This window comes from Anaerocolumna jejuensis DSM 15929 (assembly GCF_900142215.1).
In the GTDB taxonomy this organism is placed as follows: Bacteria; Bacillota; Clostridia; order Lachnospirales; family Lachnospiraceae; genus Anaerocolumna; species Anaerocolumna jejuensis.
On the sequence record NZ_FRAC01000017.1, the window covers coordinates 110,589 to 127,235 of the forward strand.

12 protein-coding genes and 1 other RNA gene are annotated in these 16,647 nt (G+C 41.6%); 11 read left to right on the plus strand and 2 right to left on the minus strand.

What is annotated here, in order from left to right:
- Nucleotides 1-45: 45 nt before the first annotated feature.
- Nucleotides 46-903, plus strand: a complete 858-nt coding sequence (locus BUB77_RS16925) for a class I SAM-dependent methyltransferase (protein WP_073278060.1) — start codon at nucleotides 46-48, stop codon at nucleotides 901-903.
- A gap of 552 nt (nucleotides 904-1,455) precedes the next feature.
- A complete protein-coding gene (locus BUB77_RS16935; RefSeq protein WP_073278035.1) occupies nucleotides 1,456-2,991 on the plus strand; it encodes an ABC-F family ATP-binding cassette domain-containing protein in 1,536 nt (511 codons plus the stop codon).
- 467 nt (nucleotides 2,992-3,458) lie between these two features.
- Here the strand turns inward: BUB77_RS16935 and BUB77_RS16940 are convergent, their stop codons facing one another.
- The gene (locus tag BUB77_RS16940) at nucleotides 3,459-4,517 is read right to left on the minus strand and encodes a helix-turn-helix domain-containing protein (RefSeq protein WP_073278036.1); all 1,059 of its coding nucleotides are present in this window, start codon (nucleotides 4,515-4,517) and stop codon (nucleotides 3,459-3,461) included.
- 276 nt (nucleotides 4,518-4,793) lie between these two features.
- On the opposite strand from BUB77_RS16940, the gene BUB77_RS29485 reads away from it, so the two are divergent.
- The 3 genes from BUB77_RS29485 (at nucleotide 4,794) to BUB77_RS16950 (ending at nucleotide 7,272) form a co-directional block, all read left to right on the plus strand.
- On the plus strand, nucleotides 4,794-4,988 hold the full coding sequence (locus BUB77_RS29485) for a hypothetical protein (RefSeq protein WP_139241214.1): 195 nt from the start codon (nucleotides 4,794-4,796) through the stop codon (nucleotides 4,986-4,988).
- 140 nt (nucleotides 4,989-5,128) lie between these two features.
- Nucleotides 5,129-5,668 carry an NfeD family membrane protein gene (locus BUB77_RS16945; protein WP_073278037.1) on the plus strand — a complete coding sequence of 180 codons (540 nt, stop codon included), beginning with the start codon at nucleotides 5,129-5,131 and terminating at the stop codon, nucleotides 5,666-5,668.
- A gap of 113 nt (nucleotides 5,669-5,781) precedes the next feature.
- Nucleotides 5,782-7,272, plus strand: a complete 1,491-nt coding sequence (locus BUB77_RS16950) for a flotillin family protein (RefSeq protein WP_073278038.1) — start codon at nucleotides 5,782-5,784, stop codon at nucleotides 7,270-7,272.
- 181 nt (nucleotides 7,273-7,453) lie between these two features.
- On the opposite strand, the gene BUB77_RS16955 is transcribed toward BUB77_RS16950, so the two are convergent.
- Nucleotides 7,454-8,101 (minus strand): Ig-like domain-containing protein, encoded by a 648-nt coding sequence (locus BUB77_RS16955; RefSeq protein ID WP_073278039.1) that lies wholly within the window; start codon nucleotides 8,099-8,101, stop codon nucleotides 7,454-7,456.
- 332 nt (nucleotides 8,102-8,433) lie between these two features.
- Between BUB77_RS16955 and BUB77_RS16960 the strand changes: the two genes are divergently transcribed.
- The 6 genes from BUB77_RS16960 to BUB77_RS16985 all read left to right on the plus strand — a co-directional run bounded on the left by BUB77_RS16960 (nucleotide 8,434) and on the right by BUB77_RS16985 (nucleotide 16,458).
- Nucleotides 8,434-9,129 carry a response regulator transcription factor gene (locus tag BUB77_RS16960; RefSeq protein WP_073278040.1) on the plus strand — a complete coding sequence of 232 codons (696 nt, stop codon included), beginning with the start codon at nucleotides 8,434-8,436 and terminating at the stop codon, nucleotides 9,127-9,129.
- Nucleotides 9,130-9,238: 109 nt separating this feature from the next.
- On the plus strand, nucleotides 9,239-10,729 hold the full coding sequence (locus BUB77_RS16965; protein ID WP_073278041.1) for a sensor histidine kinase: 1,491 nt from the start codon (nucleotides 9,239-9,241) through the stop codon (nucleotides 10,727-10,729).
- Nucleotides 10,730-10,788: 59 nt separating this feature from the next.
- Nucleotides 10,789-10,966, plus strand: a non-coding RNA gene (gene ssrS, locus BUB77_RS16970) — 6S RNA.
- 127 nt (nucleotides 10,967-11,093) lie between these two features.
- Entirely contained in the window at nucleotides 11,094-13,028 is a 1,935-nt protein-coding gene (locus BUB77_RS16975; protein ID WP_073278042.1) for an NAD(+) synthase, read from the plus strand.
- A gap of 177 nt (nucleotides 13,029-13,205) precedes the next feature.
- The gene (locus tag BUB77_RS16980) at nucleotides 13,206-14,090 is read left to right on the plus strand and encodes a DegV family protein (RefSeq protein ID WP_073278043.1); all 885 of its coding nucleotides are present in this window, start codon (nucleotides 13,206-13,208) and stop codon (nucleotides 14,088-14,090) included.
- Between the two features lie 112 nt (nucleotides 14,091-14,202).
- Complete coding sequence (locus BUB77_RS16985; RefSeq protein WP_073278044.1) at nucleotides 14,203-16,458, plus strand: helix-turn-helix domain-containing protein; 2,256 nt, start codon at nucleotides 14,203-14,205, stop codon at nucleotides 16,456-16,458.
- Nucleotides 16,459-16,647: the final 189 nt, after the last annotated feature.

Sequence of the window (16,647 nt, forward strand, 5' to 3'; positions counted from 1 at the left end):
TTAATACTTAAGTCTGTCATGGTAGCAAGGGGGAATTATAATTATATGTATCAGAGAATTTTAGAGTTTTTAAAAGAGAAACCGGCATTATACACACCAGGTACTGCTCCGTTTTGGAATGATCCTCATATTTCGAAGGGAATGCTTGAGGCACATCTGGCTCCTGATGTGGATGGGGCTTCCAGAAAGCACGGCTTTATTAAAGAATCGGTGGGTTGGATAGCGGACAGCTTTGCGCCCTATTCCGAAAGAGCCCTGCTTGATCTTGGATGCGGTCCTGGGATTTATACCCAGTTATTCAGCAAAGCCGGGTTTGCCGTTACCGGAATTGATTTTTCGGAACGTTCCATTGAATATGCCTCTCAACAGGCGGCAGCTGCCGGATTGCCAGTACATTACCGGTGTGGAAATTACCTGGAAATCCATGAACAGGACGCTTTCGATGTGGTTACACTGATATATTGCGACTTTGGCGTATTGGCACCGGCAGACCGAAAGTCTTTGCTTCTTAAAATCAGAAAAGCCCTTAAAAACGGCGGGACATTAATTTTAGATGCCTGGACAAAGGGTTACCTGAAGAACTTTTCCGAAGGACGAAATGTCGATTATTGTGATAATGGCTTCTGGAGTGAAAACCCATATATGTGCATCCAAAGCAACTATCTTTACCCGGATACGGGTAATTACCCGGACACGGCTAATTATCTGGAACAGTACATTGTTGCAACAGAGGATGCCTGCCAATGCTATAACAATTGGAATCAGATCTATACCATGCAGTCTCTGAAAGAGGAATTGGCTGAGGCCGGCTTTAGCAGTATTGTTTTTTATGACAATGTTGCAGGTAAGCCTTATACCGGTTTAGGTGATACGATTTGTGCGGCTGCAAAGAAATCCCAGTAAGCAGAATGAGCTGGGCCAATGTTGACAAATGCCAGCTATCGTGCTATCATAAGGTCGCATGATATGCAATAAAGGAGATAAGCCATGAGCTTTTATATAACAGATCAACTGACAAGGAAAACCAGCTCTGTACAATTCAAACCGATGAAACGTTGTACAGAGCTTAGCAAATCCTGAGGGATTTATAGATTCATCGGAAATTAGGGTAGTAAATTAGGTCAGCCATGGAAAATGGCGTCTGGTTTTTTACTCTTATTTCCGTTGGTATTTGGTGCATATAAGGCTATGGACAATGTTTTAGTCCATAGCCTTTTGCTATATATAGGAGCCATCAGATTAGGCTGCTCAGCAGAAGGCGGATACAGTATTTGTATCCTTGCTTTCTGCTTTTTTATTTGCCGGCAAGGGTGTCAGCTTGAGGAAAAAGTATCAAAAAGCAGAGCTTTGGCTGAAGATGAGAACCAGGAAAAGAACCAGGAAAAAGGACTAGGAAAAAGAGCCTGGAAAGAGAACTGGGAATGAAAGCCTGGAGAAGAAAGGATTGTTGAAATTATGAGTTTATTGGAAATTACGGAATTATCACATTCATTTGGCGATAACCTGCTTTTTAAAGACGCAGAGTTATCCTTAAACAAAGGGGAACATATAGGTGTTGTCGGTCAGAATGGGACCGGAAAAAGCACTCTTATAAAAATATGCACCGAACAGATCATACCGGATACAGGCAGAGTGGTCTGGCAGCCTAAAGTCACCATTGGCTATCTGGACCAGTATGCGCAGATAGAGAAGAGCATAATAATGAAAGACTTTTTGAAATCGGCGTTTCTTGATTTATATGCAATGGAGGATAAAATGAACGGGCTTTACACAAGGGCCGCCGGGGGAGAAACGGAGGTTCTGGGACTGGCAGCCAAGTATCAGGAACAACTGGAAGCAAATAATTTTTATTCCATTGACCTTTTAATCGAGCAGATAGCAGAAGGCTTGGGGCTGCTCTCCATTGGTTTGAAGCGCCCTATTGAAGAAATGAGCGGAGGACAGCGTGCCAAGGTCATATTGGCAAAATTACTGCTGGAAAAACCGGATGTGCTGCTTCTGGATGAGCCAACAAATTTTCTGGATAAGGAACATGTCACATGGCTTGCCGGGTACCTTTCCAACCTTGAAAATGCCTTCATGGTGGTCTCTCACGACTATGCTTTTCTGGAAAAAATCGCAACCCGCATCTGTGATATTGATAATGACAGGATTACAAAATATTTCGGCACATACTCGGAATTTCTGAAAAAGAAAACACTTTTGCGGGAGGACTATGTCAGACAGTACTCTGCACAGCAAAGGGAAATCAAAAAGACGGAAGAATTTATCCGTAAGAATATTGCGGGCCGTAAATCAAAGATGGCCAGGGGCAGGCAAAAGCAGCTGGACCGGTTGGATAGAATAGAGACACTGGACCAAAAAGAGATTAAACCAGTATTTAACTTTACAGGACTTCCTTTATCAGCAGCGGAGCATTTGAATGTTAAGCATCTGTCCGTGGGGTATTACTATCCGGTTTTGTCAGACCTTAATTTTTCTATTACGGGCGGGCAAAAGATTGTTATTACAGGCTTTAATGGCATTGGAAAAACCACACTGCTGAAAACTCTGGTACAGCAAATCCCGGCTTTGCAGGGAGGTTTTTTCTTCTCTGAACAGGTGGTACCCGGCTATTTCGAACAGGACCTGGCGTGGGAGGACGGAACCAGAACACCGATTCAGATTATCTCCGATGCCTATCCTTCCCTTTTGTTAAAAGAGGCCCGGCAGCACCTTGCCCGCTGCGGTATTTTAAGCAAGCATGCCATGCAGGAAATAGGGACATTAAGCGGCGGAGAACAGGCAAAGGTCAAAATGTGCCTGCTCACCATGAAGCCCTGTAATTTTCTGATAATGGATGAACCGACTAACCACCTGGATATACAGGCAAAGGATTCTTTAAAGAGTGCTTTGTCTGGGTTCCCAGGCACGGTATTGCTGGTTTCCCATGAGGAAGCCTTTTACCGGGACTGGGTACAGCGGGTCATTAACATTGAAAAGTCATTATGAAGAAATATTTTATCAACAAATAATTCCAGCCGTACTGTGCTAATAGCATTCCAGCCCAGTAATTTTTCCATAGAAAGAGTATTTTTTCCAATGGTAGTGCGGATAGCAGGAGCAGAAAATCTTGACCGGCTGATGTCCTGTCATGAGCGACTCCTATGTAGGGTTTGATAAAATGCAGATAGCGCAGTCCAGTGTCTCCACGCGTATCGTTCAAAATATTGTGGGGCATTTGGCTACGCTATCCTGGCAACGGTCGTAAGCAGCTTTTTACATAGAAAAACAATGACAACAAAGACATTTAATACTATTTCAAAGACTTATCACGCAGGGTTTATTACAAGCTTGATTTTCACCGCAGTCAGCATCATCCCGGCTCTCTTTCTGACTAATAAGTTTGGAGAAAGGCCGGTTCCCAAGGTACAGTGATGATATGTTATCCGGCAGTTACTACAGTGCCTGAGCCTAACTCAGCATTTTGCATGGTATTGTTCAAGCAGCTGCTGAAATTCTTCATTAGAGTGAAGGAACTCATAATCAGGGCTGTTCTCCAGCTCAGAAAGAATTGATGTCAGCATTTGAGCACCAAAATTTCCCTGGTCTTCTTTGAAGCCGATATGACAGTACAAGGGTGATTTTTGGAGTTCCCAGGGGATTAGCATTGCTGCAAGCATAGATTTTAACAGGGGAATACACTCCTGAACATTCTTTTGTGCAACAGAAAGCTCGAACAGAGCGACAAAAGAATTATAGCCCCATAAATCAAACAATATTGAGAACTTCTGGTAAAGCTCTGCCAGATGTGAAGCATCCTTGTAATTAGCTGTCTTCAGTTCAACATCTAACAGGCTCATTAAAGTAGTCTGAACTTTATTGATGCCATCAAGCAATTCACGCTCCAGAATATCCTGAGCTTCCGTAAATTTTCCCTGCTGCTTCAAAAGCTTACCCTGAAGCTGCTTTTTATCAAAATCAGGTTTTTCCGGTAATAAATCCATCATTTCCTGTGCTTTGTCAAACTCCATCCCGTTCAGGTATGTTAGAGCCAGCATATAAATAGATTTGTTCTGAACCCGGTCATCGCCGCTTTTAGCAGCACGTTCGTAAAGGGCGGTAATTTTCTTTTCGTAAAAATCCTTATCAGTGACACTTGTTCCATACAGACGCAAGGCACCTTCCAGTACCAGTGCGGTCGTATGAATCAGTAAACCACAATTAGGATATTCCTGTATTTTTTCGATTCCCATTGTAAAGCCGCTGTCATAGTCCTTTTTACGTATAGTGTCCACTATTTCATTGCAAAAGTAGTCTACTTCCTGTTTCGACAGCCCTTCGTTAAAACAAAGCAAGGTATTCAGGTCAACCCTTAGCAGCCTGGCCAGCGCAGGCAGCAGTAAAATATCCGGATAAGTACTTCCTTTCTCCCACTTGTTTACAGCAGGTGTTGACACACCAAGATACTCTGCAATCTGCTCCTGGGTAAGTCCTATTTCCTTCCTTTTTTCCCGCATAATCATATACATTGGCATAATTATCATCTCCTGATTTAATAGTATTAACATCTTTCTATAAGAACATTTTATCAGAGGTATCCGGCTTCCACAATTGAGCATTTATTAAACAGAAGGAGAAAAAATTAACCACAGGTTAATGTAAAATCCAGTATTATTTGGAATGTCTTGCTAGAGAGGTATATTATTGCTGAATTCCTACAAAAGAAAAATTTTCCACAAACGCATGAACCCGCACTATGGGTACCCAGAGGACAAGGGGATTGGTTTGGAGTTCGCATTGAGAGGTTCTTTATGACACTTAAGCTGCAAGAAACACAGCTAGGAAAAATAACGCCATTGTTTGAGCGTAGCGAGTTTGGCGTTGTTTTTCCTGTCAGCTGTGTTTCTTGCAGCTTTAGTGGAATAAAGGTTCTCGAACAGCGAACTCCAAACCAATCCCCTTGTCCTCGTGCGTTACCATTAATTGGTTTTATGCATTTGCCGTGAAAAGAAATGTGGTTAAAATTGACAAGGTAAGACATTCTTAGTACAATATTATGGAGATTATTTCTAATCAAAATTTAATTTTTGTGTAAGATGGTATTAATTAAAAAGGATTATGATACTATCATACAGGAGGTGTTAAGGTGCTTTTACTATTCCAGGTGTGCTTTTTTGTTGGTATTGCGTTAATTATAATATCCCTTCTTTTGGGAAGTCTTTTTGATATCGCAGGAATGGATGGATTAAATCTGGACTTTGGAGGAAGTTCCCTTTCACTTCCGGTAAGTCCCGTTGTTTTTGTACTGTTTTTGGCAGTATTCGGAGGAAGCGGCTGGATGATAACAGAGTATGTTCCGGCACTGTTAGGGGTATTAGCCCTGTTAATAGCAATTGTGCCCGGCCTTATTATCTGTTTTCTGGTGCAGCACTTCATTGTCACACCTCTTAAAAAGGCCCAGAATACCAGTACACCGGAAGCACAGGATCTGATCGGACTTCCGGCGGTGGTATCGGAAAGTATATTGGAGCGGGGGTTTGGTGAAATAAGATATGTCATCAACGGAAACAGCTATACCTCACCGGCCAAATCCATTGACGGTATAGAATTAAAAGCAGGGGTAAATGTAGCCATCTGCTGGATTGAAGGTTATGTTTTTTATGTAACATCCACAGAGAATATCTGATACGGAAGGAAAAAGCTTCGGTATCTGATATAGATTAGGAAACCATAATTTTTGAACGCCCGGCAAGCTGTAAAAAACTATGGGAGTACACGTTTAATAGGAGGAATAAGAAAATGGATGCATTTATTATTGCAGGAATCATCGTGGGTGCTGTTGTTTTAGTCACTCTGTTGATTACTACCACCTGGAAAAGGGTCCCCCAGGATAAGGCGGTTGTTGTAACCGGTCTTAAGAAAAGAGTAATATCCGGCGGCGGCGGTTTTGTAATACCGTTATTGGAAAGGGTCGACAAGATTTCCCTGGAAAATATGAAAATCGAAATCCGTACGGAGGGAGCCAGAACAGAGCAGGGTGTTGATATACGGGCAGATGGTGTTGCGGTTGTCAAGGTAAAGAGCGATAAGGAAAGTATACTTAACGCTGTAGAGCAGTTTAACACCGGCAGAGAACAGCAGACTATCGATATAATAAAGGATACCGGAAAAGACGTACTGGAAGGCAAGCTAAGAGAAATTATCTCAAAGATGACCGTAGAGGAGATTTATAAGGACAGGGAAAAATTTGCTTCACAGGTCCAGGAAGTGGCAGCTATGGGTCTTGCCAGCATGGGACTGGAGTTAAAAGCATTTACGATCCGTGATATATCCGATAAGAACGGTTATCTGGAAGCACTGGGTAAACCCCGTATAGCGGAGGTTAAGAGAGATGCGGCTATAGCGGAAGCAGAAGCCTTAAAGGAAACCAAGATTAAGGTGGCAGAAGCAGAAAGGCTCGGAGAAGAAGCTAAGATTGTAGCAGAAACCCACGTAGCAGAAGCAAATAAGGAAAAGGAATTAAAGATTCAGAGCTACCGTCAGGAACAGGAAACTGTCAAGGCGAAAGCAGACTCTGCCTATGCTATCCAGAAAAACAAGGTGGATAAGGAAGTAACTGAAACCGCCATGTTAGTAGAGCTTACCAAGAAGGAAAAGGAAGCGGAAATTCAGGATAAGGAAGCAATCAGGCGTGAAAAAGAATTGCTTGCTACCGTAAACAAAGAAGCAGATGCCGAGAATTACCGTATCGGTAAGGAAGCAGATGCCAAGAAATATTCCGAGTTAAAGGAAGCAGAGGCCTCCAGTATGGCAATTAAAATCAAAGCAGAGGCGGAAGCAGAAGCCATCAGGATTAAAGGTGAAGCAGAAGCGGCTGCCATTTTGGCAAAGGGTGCTGCCGAAGCAGAAACCATGGCTAAGAAGGCGGGAGCTTTCAAGCAGTATAATGATGCCGCTATAACACAGATGATTATTGAAAAATTACCGGATATAGCTGCTTCCATAGCCGAACCTTTGACCAAGACCGAGAAGATTGTTATTATTGACAATGGCAAGGGCGGGGAAGGCTCCGGCGCTGCCAAGGTATCCGGCTATGTAACCGATATTATTACACAGCTGCCTGAAACCATTGAAGCCGTTACAGGTATTAACTTTATGGATAACATAAAGAAGAATCTTTCCAAAGTCATAGATGCAGAGGAAGGCAAAGCGGAGAAAAAGGTAGAAAACCGGGAAGAAATTCAGGAAGAGAATAACGAAGATGTAACAGCGGAATATAAAGAAGTATAAGAAAATACAAAGCGGCGGCAGTATTGCCAGACAGCGGAAGCATCTTATAGTAATATGGTAATTTTCTTCAGAAGCATATACAAATGTAAAAATAAAGTTATATAGAAAATGCACCTCAGAGCGTTGGATGTTATCCGATGTTTGAGGTGCATTTAGTAAATTGAAATAGCATTTTTTATTTTTACTGTGCGGATTCTGTTGGCGTTACGTCTGGTTTTTCAACCACGGTAACCTTACAGTAATCATATTTACCGTTTCCGATTGCAGCAAAGATATAAGTTACACCTGCTGACCTTGCTGAGATTCTTCCGCCAATACTTACAGCTGCAATTGTGGAATCGTTACTCCAAAATCTGGCTTCTTCTACGGTATTGTTTGGTTTTAAAATAGCAGTTAAGGAAGTTTTATCTCCAACTACAAGGGTTAATTCCGATTTCGTAAGCTTTACACTTAAAGCCGAAGGGCCTACGGTAATATCACATACAAGAGAGGCGGCAGTTTTAATTCCTTCCTTTACGGTCACTGTGATTGTGGTCGTTCCATAGTTGGCTGCGGTAACAAGACCGGAGTCATCCACAGTGGCAACAGAAGAGTCGCCTGATTTGTAGGAAACTTTCTGGCTTTCTGTTACATTGTAGAGCTTTAAATTGAAAGTAGCATCTTTTACAAGTGACTTACTCTTAACATTTAGTTTAATGCTGTTTTGGTCATCGTTAACGGTTGAAGCACTGGCAACTGTGTTATTGCCCAATAAGGGCGGTAATAGGACAGTCATAAATAAAATCATGCCAAATGCCAGAAGGCACTTTTTCCAGAAATTTGTTTTCATGGCACTATCCTCCTTATAACAGGCTACTGTAGTGGTATAGAAAGTAAAGGTGGCTTTCTATATCGGATTAGTATAATATAAGGGCCTGTTTACAATACTTCCATGAAATTCAAAAAACTACATAGAAATAAATTGTACCTTAGTATGTACAGCTTTAAAATAGTATATTAATTTGTCAGAATCGTGGCAAAATATTAATTTTTTCTTACGGACATTACGATTTTGTATAGACTGACTTTTCCACTTGTTTTTAACTCACAAGGCAGATATAATAAAATGTATATGTAGCGAATTATAGAAACAAAAGCTTAGCGGATATTGGAGGAAAAGAAATGCAATACATACTAATTGCCGATGATAATCAGGATATAACGGATGTTTTGTCAGCTTATTCCAAAAAAGAAGGGTTGGAACCGGTAATTGCCAATGATGGAGAAGAAGCCTTTCGCTTATTTGAAAAATATAATCCCGCAGCAGTACTTTTAGATGTGATGATGCCAAAGGAAGACGGTTATGAGGTTTGCAGAAAGATTCGGGCTATTTCTAATGTGCCGGTACTCTTAATTACAGCCAGAGGCGAAGATTTTGAAAAGATTATGGGACTTGATATCGGTGCAGATGATTATATTGTAAAGCCCTTTAGTCCAAGCGAGGTCATGGCAAGGGTAAGAGCGGTTCTCCGCAGAATGACCAAAGTGGAAAAGGATGTTAAGACGGGGAATACCATTACAATGTGCAATATGATAATAAATCTGGACGAATATACCCTACATATAAATGGAAATAAAATGTCGCTCACCAAAAAAGAAATAGAGACCATGTGGACACTGGCAAAAAACCCTAATAAAGTGTTTACCAGAGATAATCTGTTAGACAGCTTGTGGGGCTTTGATTATTTTGGTGACAGCAGAACGGTAGATTCACATATTAAGCGCCTTCGGGCAAAGCTTGATGCGGTAGAGCATCCGGAATGGAACATTAAGACCATTTGGGGTGTGGGATATAAATTCGAGATAGAAGAAGACTGACAGCTTGAAGAAAACTGTTTGATTCCGGGGTCATGAAAGAGAAATTTTTCATGCCCCTTTTATAAAACTGTTTTCGAATGAAAACAATGGTATCACGAAAGGAGTTTAAATGGATAGAAAGCATCGGGGCAAGCCTTTTAACAGGCTTTTTTTTAAGGTTTATATCAACTATGCCCTTGTACTGACTCTTTTTGCCATACTGGTGGGACTGATTTTCATGAACCTGTATGAAAGTGCCACCATGGAAAATTACCGTGACAAAATGTTAAAACAAGCGGAGGTCGTATCCAGAAGATTGTCGAAAGCCATCATAAACAATGAAGCAGATGGCTATCTGGATTATTTGTCAATTATGCAGGAGCTTGATTATGATGAATCCGACATTTGGACCATATCCAATCCCAATGCTAAAAAACCCATGGATAAGCAGATGGAGAATGTTAACCTGGAGGATGTGAAGCTTCCCCAGGACTGTGTAACGGTAATTGAAAAAGCTTTTCAGGGCAGGCATCTTGCAAAAAGCGGATATTATGAGGAATTTGGCGGAACCTCAGCTATTCAGGGTTATCCTGTGACTGTAAACGGTGAGGTTGTAGGCGCAGTGCTCCTGCGGACAGAGGTAAAAAAGCAGGAAGATATTATAAACAGCAGTATGAATCTCATTTATTTTAGTGTGGGAATCGCACTTTTCATATCCTTTATCATTGCCATTCTTTTTGCAAAAGGAATCACAAAGCCCATCACCTCTATGAGAACAACTGCTCTTTTGCTGGCAGACGGTCAGTATGAAAGCAAGCTTTCTTTAAGCCGGAGGGATGAAATCGGAGATTTGGCCACGACTATAGATATTCTGGCAGACCGCTTAAAGGAAAATGAAGAGGAGAGACAGAGCAGGGAGCAGATGAGAACGGATTTTTTTGCCAATGTCTCCCATGAGCTCAGAACTCCTATTACGGTTGTCAGAGCTTACACTGAGATGCTGGTAGACGGAATTGTGACAGAAGAGGACAAAATCAATCAATATCATGCAAAAATTTTAGCGGAATGCAAAGGCATGGAAAGGCTTGTCGGAGATTTGCTGCTTTTGTCAAAAATGCAGAATCCGGATTTTGAGGTAGAAAAAGAGCCGGTGAATGTGGTCCAGATTTTTGAAGATCTTTTAAGGAGCTTTCATCCCTTATGCCAGGATAAGCAGATAGAAATGATATTGACCAAAGGAATGCCTGTTTATACCATGATGGGGGATTATGACAGATTAAAACAAATGTTTTTAATCATTCTGGATAATGCTGTTAAGTTCTCTAAGGTAAATTCTTCTATCTACATAAATCTGGCCAAAACGGATAAACTAGTAATATCAGTCAGAGACGAAGGTATCGGAATTTCAAAGGAAGAACTGCCTTACATCTTTGATAAGTTTTACCGTTCAAAATTAAAGCAGAATGAGCAGGGCTCAGGTCTTGGGCTTGCCATAGCAAAGCAGATTGCCTTAAAGCATGATGGTGATATTATGGTAAAAAGTGAAGAAGGAAACGGGACGGAATTCATTTTCAGCTTTCAAAGTCTGGAAAATTATGTAGAAGAGTTGGACATTTCGTAATATTAACGCATTTGAACCTTGAAATTTACAATTGACTGGGTTATAATAATATCACAAGATATTTCCTGGGATGTGCGACACTCCTGTTATTTTGAACCTACAACATTTATAAGGGATTCCTAATTTGTAAGATTATGTCAAGCCACCGTTTGCAGTGGAAGACAGAGGCTTTCATGCGGAAACCCACCTAGCTTTTGCTAGGAGTCAAAATACAGGAAACGGCGTTTCGGGTTATTGACAAAAGATAAAAAGGCAGCTATGGGCTGCCTTTTTTTGTTTACATAATACTTTTCTTTTGCTAAAATAAATGTTATGATGAAGGAAGTATATAGCAAACAAAACAGAAGCCTCCGAGGAGGAGAAGATGAGAGATGGATTTATAAAAGTGGCAGCTGCCACTCCTTATATTAAAGTAGCTGACTGTGAGTATAACAGCAGGCAGATAAGAAATTTGATTGAAGAGGCAGAGGGCCAGGCTGTCAGAATACTGGTGCTGCCGGAGCTATGCCTTACCGGATATACCTGCGGAGAGCTTTTTTTACAGGATACCTTACTGAACAGTGCCATGGCTGAATTGAAGCGGATTGTGGACTTTACCAAGGGCAGAAAGCTCTTTGTGACCCTGGGGCTTCCCATATTGAAAAACGGTAAGCTCTATAATGTGGCTGCTGCAATTTATAATGGCAAATTACTTGGTTTTGTACCAAAAAAGAACCTGCCGGGCTATTCGGAATTCTACGAGACCAGGCATTTTAATCCCGGACAGGAAGAGGTTACGGGAGTTTTGTTTTACGGGGAAAGGATTCCCTTTGGAATGAATCTTTTATTCAACTGCTCGGACTTTAAGCAATTGACTATAGGAATTGAAATCTGTGAGGACCTTTGGGTGCCCTTATCCCCCAGTGTGAACCACTGTCTGGCAGGTGCTACGCTTATATTAAATCCTTCTGCCAGTGATGAAACCACCGGAAAGGATATTTACCGCAGGGAGCTTATCCGTATGCAGTCTGCAAAGCTGGTATGCGGCTATATTTATGCTGCTTCCGGGGAAGGAGAATCCAGTACCGATCTGGTATTCGGTGCCCACAATCTGATTGCGGAAAACGGCATCCTTCTGAAGGAATCCCCTCGTTTCGTCAATGAAATGACAGTTACGGAGCTTGACATGGGAAAACTGATCAGTGAGCGCAGAAGTATGACCACCTATCAAGTGTCTGAGAACAAGGATTACCAGTATATAGATTTTTCCTTTGGTGAGGATATCATATCAGCAGAAACTGAGCTTACCAGATATATAGACAAAGCACCCTTTGTTCCCGGTAAAAGGGAGGACAGGGACAGGCGATGTGAGGAGATTATAAACATCCAGGCCTATGGGTTAAAGAAGCGGTTGGAGCATACCGGCCTTAAGACCTGTGTCCTTGCCATATCGGGAGGGCTGGATTCGACTCTGGCATTTTTGGTAATATGTAAAGCCTTTGACCTGTTAGGACTTGACAGGAAAGGTATTATTGCAGTAACCATGCCCTGCTTTGGAACCACGGACAGAACCTATAATAATGCGGTGACTCTGGCAAAGGAACTATCTGCGACCTTTTTGGAAATACCCATACAGGAAGCGGTCAATCTGCATTTTAGAGATATCGGGCACGATGCTTCCGTACATGATGTTATTTATGAGAATGTGCAGGCAAGAGAGAGAACACAGATTATTATGGACTTATCCAATAAATATAACGGCCTGGTTATCGGTACCGGTGACATGTCTGAGCTGGCTCTCGGGTGGGCCACCTATAACGGGGACCATATGTCCATGTATGGCGTGAACGCCTCCGTTCCAAAGACTCTCGTCAGATATCTGGTGGGTTACTTTGCGCAGATTACGGAAAATGCTGCTCTGAGGGAGGTGCTTTCCGATATCCTGGATACTCCCGTGAGTCCTGAGCTGCTTCCGCCAAAGGATGGGATGATTGCCCAGAAAACAGAGGAGCTGGTAGGACCCTATGAACTCCATGATTTCTTTTTATATTATATCCTTCGGTATGGATATTCGCCAGCCAAGATATTCAGACTTGCGAAATTGGCATTCACAGAGGATTACAGTGAAGAGACGATATTAAAATGGCTTAAGACCTTCTACAGCCGATTTTTCAGCCAGCAATTCAAGCGCTCCTGCCTTCCCGACGGTCCTAAGGTTGGGTCTGTTGCGGTATCTCCAAGAGGAGATTTAAGGATGCCAAGCGATGCCAGCGGAGCCCTTTGGATGAAGGAATTAGAGCATATTACACTGGAAGCTTGATACCGAAACCAGCTGGAGGAAATAACGAAGAAGGATATTTGCAGACTGCCCCCCATCTTCCAGCTTACTATTATGACATTGCACAGGCTTCTCATAACTTCCGTGAAACCTGTGATAAGACATGCCGTAATAGGGCAGTGCCGCTTCAATTAGCGGAAAGCAAAGGGTGTAAGAGTTATGGCATTAAAAATAATTACAGATTCGGCCTCGGATGTGCCCCGTTTTCTGATAGATAAATATAACCTCCATGTGATACCCACCCCTGTAGTAATTGAGGAGAAGGATTACTTTGACGGAGAAACAATATTTCCGGAAGAGTTTTATAATATTTTAAGAAATGGGACAGAGATTAAAACATATCATATCAATTCCTTTATGTTCCATAAGCATTTTGAACCCTATGCAAAGAAGGGGGACGAGGTCATATACATCTGCTTTTCAACAGGAATTGCCGGAACCTATAATGCGGCGAATATTGCAAAGCAGGAGCTGTTAGAGGAATACCCGGATTTTGACCTAACCATTGTGGATTCAAAATGTGCTTCCCTGGGATTTGGATTGGTAGTGGAAGAGGCTTTAAAGCTGGCAGCTAACAATGTATCAAAAGAAATTATATTAGAGGCTGTTAACTTTTTCAGCAGGAACATGGAGCATATTTTTACCGTAGAAACCCTGGAATATTTATACAAGGGCGGCAGGCTTTCCAGAACCTCTGCCATTGCAGGGGGGCTGCTGGATATCAAGCCGATTATTGAAGTAACCGACGCTGGAGCCCTGCAGGCCATAGAGAAGGTAAGAGGAAGAGGAAAATCCTTAAGGCGGATTGTAGAAATTGTAGGGGAGAGAGGTAAGGATTTAAAGGAGCAGACCATCGGCCTGGTCCATGGAGATGATAAAAAGACCCTGGAGGAAGTAAAAGGGATGCTGACAGAGAAATATGGCTGCAAAAACTTCCTGGAGAGCTATGTTGGCTGCGCCATTGGCGCCCATACAGGTCCCGGAGTCATTGGTGTTATATTCCTGAGTGAAGAATCACCCTATAAGAATTTAGAGAAAAAGTAAGCTGAAAGCATGGGAGTAATTTCTCAAAAATAACAAAAGGCTCATTTCTAAAAATATAGGAATGGGCCTTCTATACTGGTATCCGAAATCGATCAGATAGGAGCATACATTCATGTTTCATAGAGATAAAAGAATGAAACTTCCATTAAAGACAATATACTATTTGTCCTTTCTCTTTTTTATTGTTATTCCGATATTACTTGTTTTGATCGTGGTGCTTATTGTATTGAACCAGCAATTTAAAAGTCAGGCAATTGAGAATATCAAAAGAGCACAGGAGACAGTCATTGCCGACCTGGAATCGGATGAAGATATCATGTCTATGCGGCTTTCCCATATGGTTTATACGAATAATAACGAAATCTTAAGGTATGCTGCCGACACGGATACGAATAACTACAGCATCAAAAATGAGAATGAGGATAAGCTCTCAAAAGCAATTAACCTGGTCCTGGAGCCGGTAAAGGACATTATCTCTGTATCCTTTTATATGAAAGACGGCAGGGAAAGCTATGTCTTAAATGAAATCAGAATCGCCCAGGATAAAATGAAGCAGACAAAGTGGTACCAGGCGGCATTGGAAAATAAAAACAGAGTCTTTATAGGGTATTATGACACAAAAAAATCCAATGACCTGTATACGGGCAGTAAAAAAGATTCCCTGATACTGGTGTTTGCATTGTCGCCGGATGTTACCACGGACCGTTCCCAGAAGCTGGAAATGGTGCTGTACTATCAATCCACCAAGGCAGCAGAACGAGTCAAAGCTTATAACAGGGATTATCTTTCCCATAAAAATAAATTGGGAACTACTCAGATTATGGGGGATGACGGGAAGCTTATATTCTCAACTGCAAAGGAAAGTGATTTTCCTTCTCCTAAATATACCTGTATAAAGTCACCGGTCAAATTCAACAATGCTGTGTGGTATGTTGAGAGCTATATCAGAACCCCGGAGCTTACCTCGGATTACTGGAGGACGGCATTATGGGTATTAGGTGCGGCAATATTGATTTTAATGTTAGCAGGTTATTATTCCAGATATTTTCTTAGAAGTATTGTCAGACCTATCGAAGAGATAAGCGGAGGTCTGCGCCAGGTGGAGGAAGGAAATCTGGAAGTCCATATCTCTCCCGAGGGCCAGTTTGAGATACGGAGCATGATTCACCAGTTTAATGCAATGGTTCGAAGGCTGAAGGCGCTGGTGAATGAATATGAAGAGAAGATAAAAAGTGCGGACAAAACCCAGGAGGACTATTTTGCAGCCGTCATTAAGGAAGAAATAAGTCCGGAGGAATTAAATAAAAGATCAAAAGAATTTTTCGCAGAATATTATACCGTTCTGGGAATATATGTGGAAAACTACAATGCCAATGAAAAAGAAGAAGAAGCCAAAAAGCTGATTAAAAGATTTGAAGGAAATCCGAGATTTGCTTCCAGATGTATTGCATACAAGGAAAGCCCATCGTTTTTTCTTGTATTTTACCGTATTACCGAAGAGGACTATTCTGAAAAAATCGTCAGCATGGCGGAGGATTTACAGCGGACAGGAAATCATGAATTTGGGGTCCGGATATTCCTCTGCATAGGGCAAAAGAAATTCGGCTTTGGTGAGTTTGATGCACTGGTCAGGGAAATAAGGGAAAAAATGTGCCTTCGCCATCTAAAGGGAACCAATTCGATTATAGACCTCAACCGGGAGGGCAGTAAAATGGACCAGCTTCTGCTGCTTTCCAAAACCTATGAAAAATTGGCTGCCGCCCTTTATACGGCCGATGAGAAGAACCTGAATCAGGAAAAGGAGAAAATGTTCCAATTATTCAATAACTCCGGCCTTGAGGAAGCAAGACTGCAGGTTTTTGCAGCCATATTGGCTTTGGGCAATTGTTTTAGCAGGGATTATTCCAATTTTGCAGATGTTTTTGGGCAGCAATATAATTATATTGAAAAGATTGACCGCATCGAGGATATAAAAAGCATGAGGCTATGGCTTACGAATTATTTTGCCTGGATTATGGATTATACTGCCTCCAAATTAAATATAGCAAAAACAGATGCGGTATCAAAAGCGAAGCGCTTCCTTTTAGATCATTATGAGGAAGCAGATTTATCCCTTACCAAGGTGGCTGACTATGTGGGACTGAATGAAAAGTATTTCAGTAACCGTTTTACCAAGGAATGCGGGGAGACATTTTCCTCCTATCTGATGGAATTAAGAATTCAAAAGGCCAAGGAATTGTTAAAGAGTACCAGTTTCAAGGTTTATGAAATAGCAGAAATGGTCGGATACTATAATGTGGAAAATTTCAATCGAATGTTCAAGAAGTTAAATGGAATCAGTCCGGCTCAATACCGGAAATCCGTATAGGTTATAATCATCTGTACCCCAGGGGGCTGCAGTGAGATAATCTCATAGCTGTTTTAATGCTATCTGGTTATTTTGCCGCAGCTCTTTTTTTCTAATATTGGAAAAACCGAAAATATTGAAAAGTGCTATAGGAACACTCCTATATTTACGATAAAGCCGGAAATACTATGAAAATAGAGGTATGAACTA

Excerpts from the sequence above, each read along its gene's own strand:
- BUB77_RS16925 (WP_073278060.1), top strand. The coding sequence starts at position 46 with ATGTATCAGAGAATTTTAGAGTTTTTAAAAGAGAAACCGGCATTATAC.
- BUB77_RS16935 (WP_073278035.1), top strand. The coding sequence starts at position 1,456 with ATGAGTTTATTGGAAATTACGGAATTATCACATTCATTTGGCGATAAC.
- BUB77_RS16940 (WP_073278036.1), bottom strand. The coding sequence starts at position 4,517 with ATGCCAATGTATATGATTATGCGGGAAAAAAGGAAGGAAATAGGACTT.
- BUB77_RS29485 (WP_139241214.1), top strand. The coding sequence starts at position 4,794 with ATGACACTTAAGCTGCAAGAAACACAGCTAGGAAAAATAACGCCATTG.
- BUB77_RS16950 (WP_073278038.1), top strand. The coding sequence starts at position 5,782 with ATGGATGCATTTATTATTGCAGGAATCATCGTGGGTGCTGTTGTTTTA.
- BUB77_RS16955 (WP_073278039.1), bottom strand. The coding sequence starts at position 8,101 with ATGAAAACAAATTTCTGGAAAAAGTGCCTTCTGGCATTTGGCATGATT.
- BUB77_RS16960 (WP_073278040.1), top strand. The coding sequence starts at position 8,434 with ATGCAATACATACTAATTGCCGATGATAATCAGGATATAACGGATGTT.
- BUB77_RS16965 (WP_073278041.1), top strand. The coding sequence starts at position 9,239 with ATGGATAGAAAGCATCGGGGCAAGCCTTTTAACAGGCTTTTTTTTAAG.
- BUB77_RS16975 (WP_073278042.1), top strand. The coding sequence starts at position 11,094 with ATGAGAGATGGATTTATAAAAGTGGCAGCTGCCACTCCTTATATTAAA.
- BUB77_RS16980 (WP_073278043.1), top strand. The coding sequence starts at position 13,206 with ATGGCATTAAAAATAATTACAGATTCGGCCTCGGATGTGCCCCGTTTT.
- BUB77_RS16985 (WP_073278044.1), top strand. The coding sequence starts at position 14,203 with ATGTTTCATAGAGATAAAAGAATGAAACTTCCATTAAAGACAATATAC.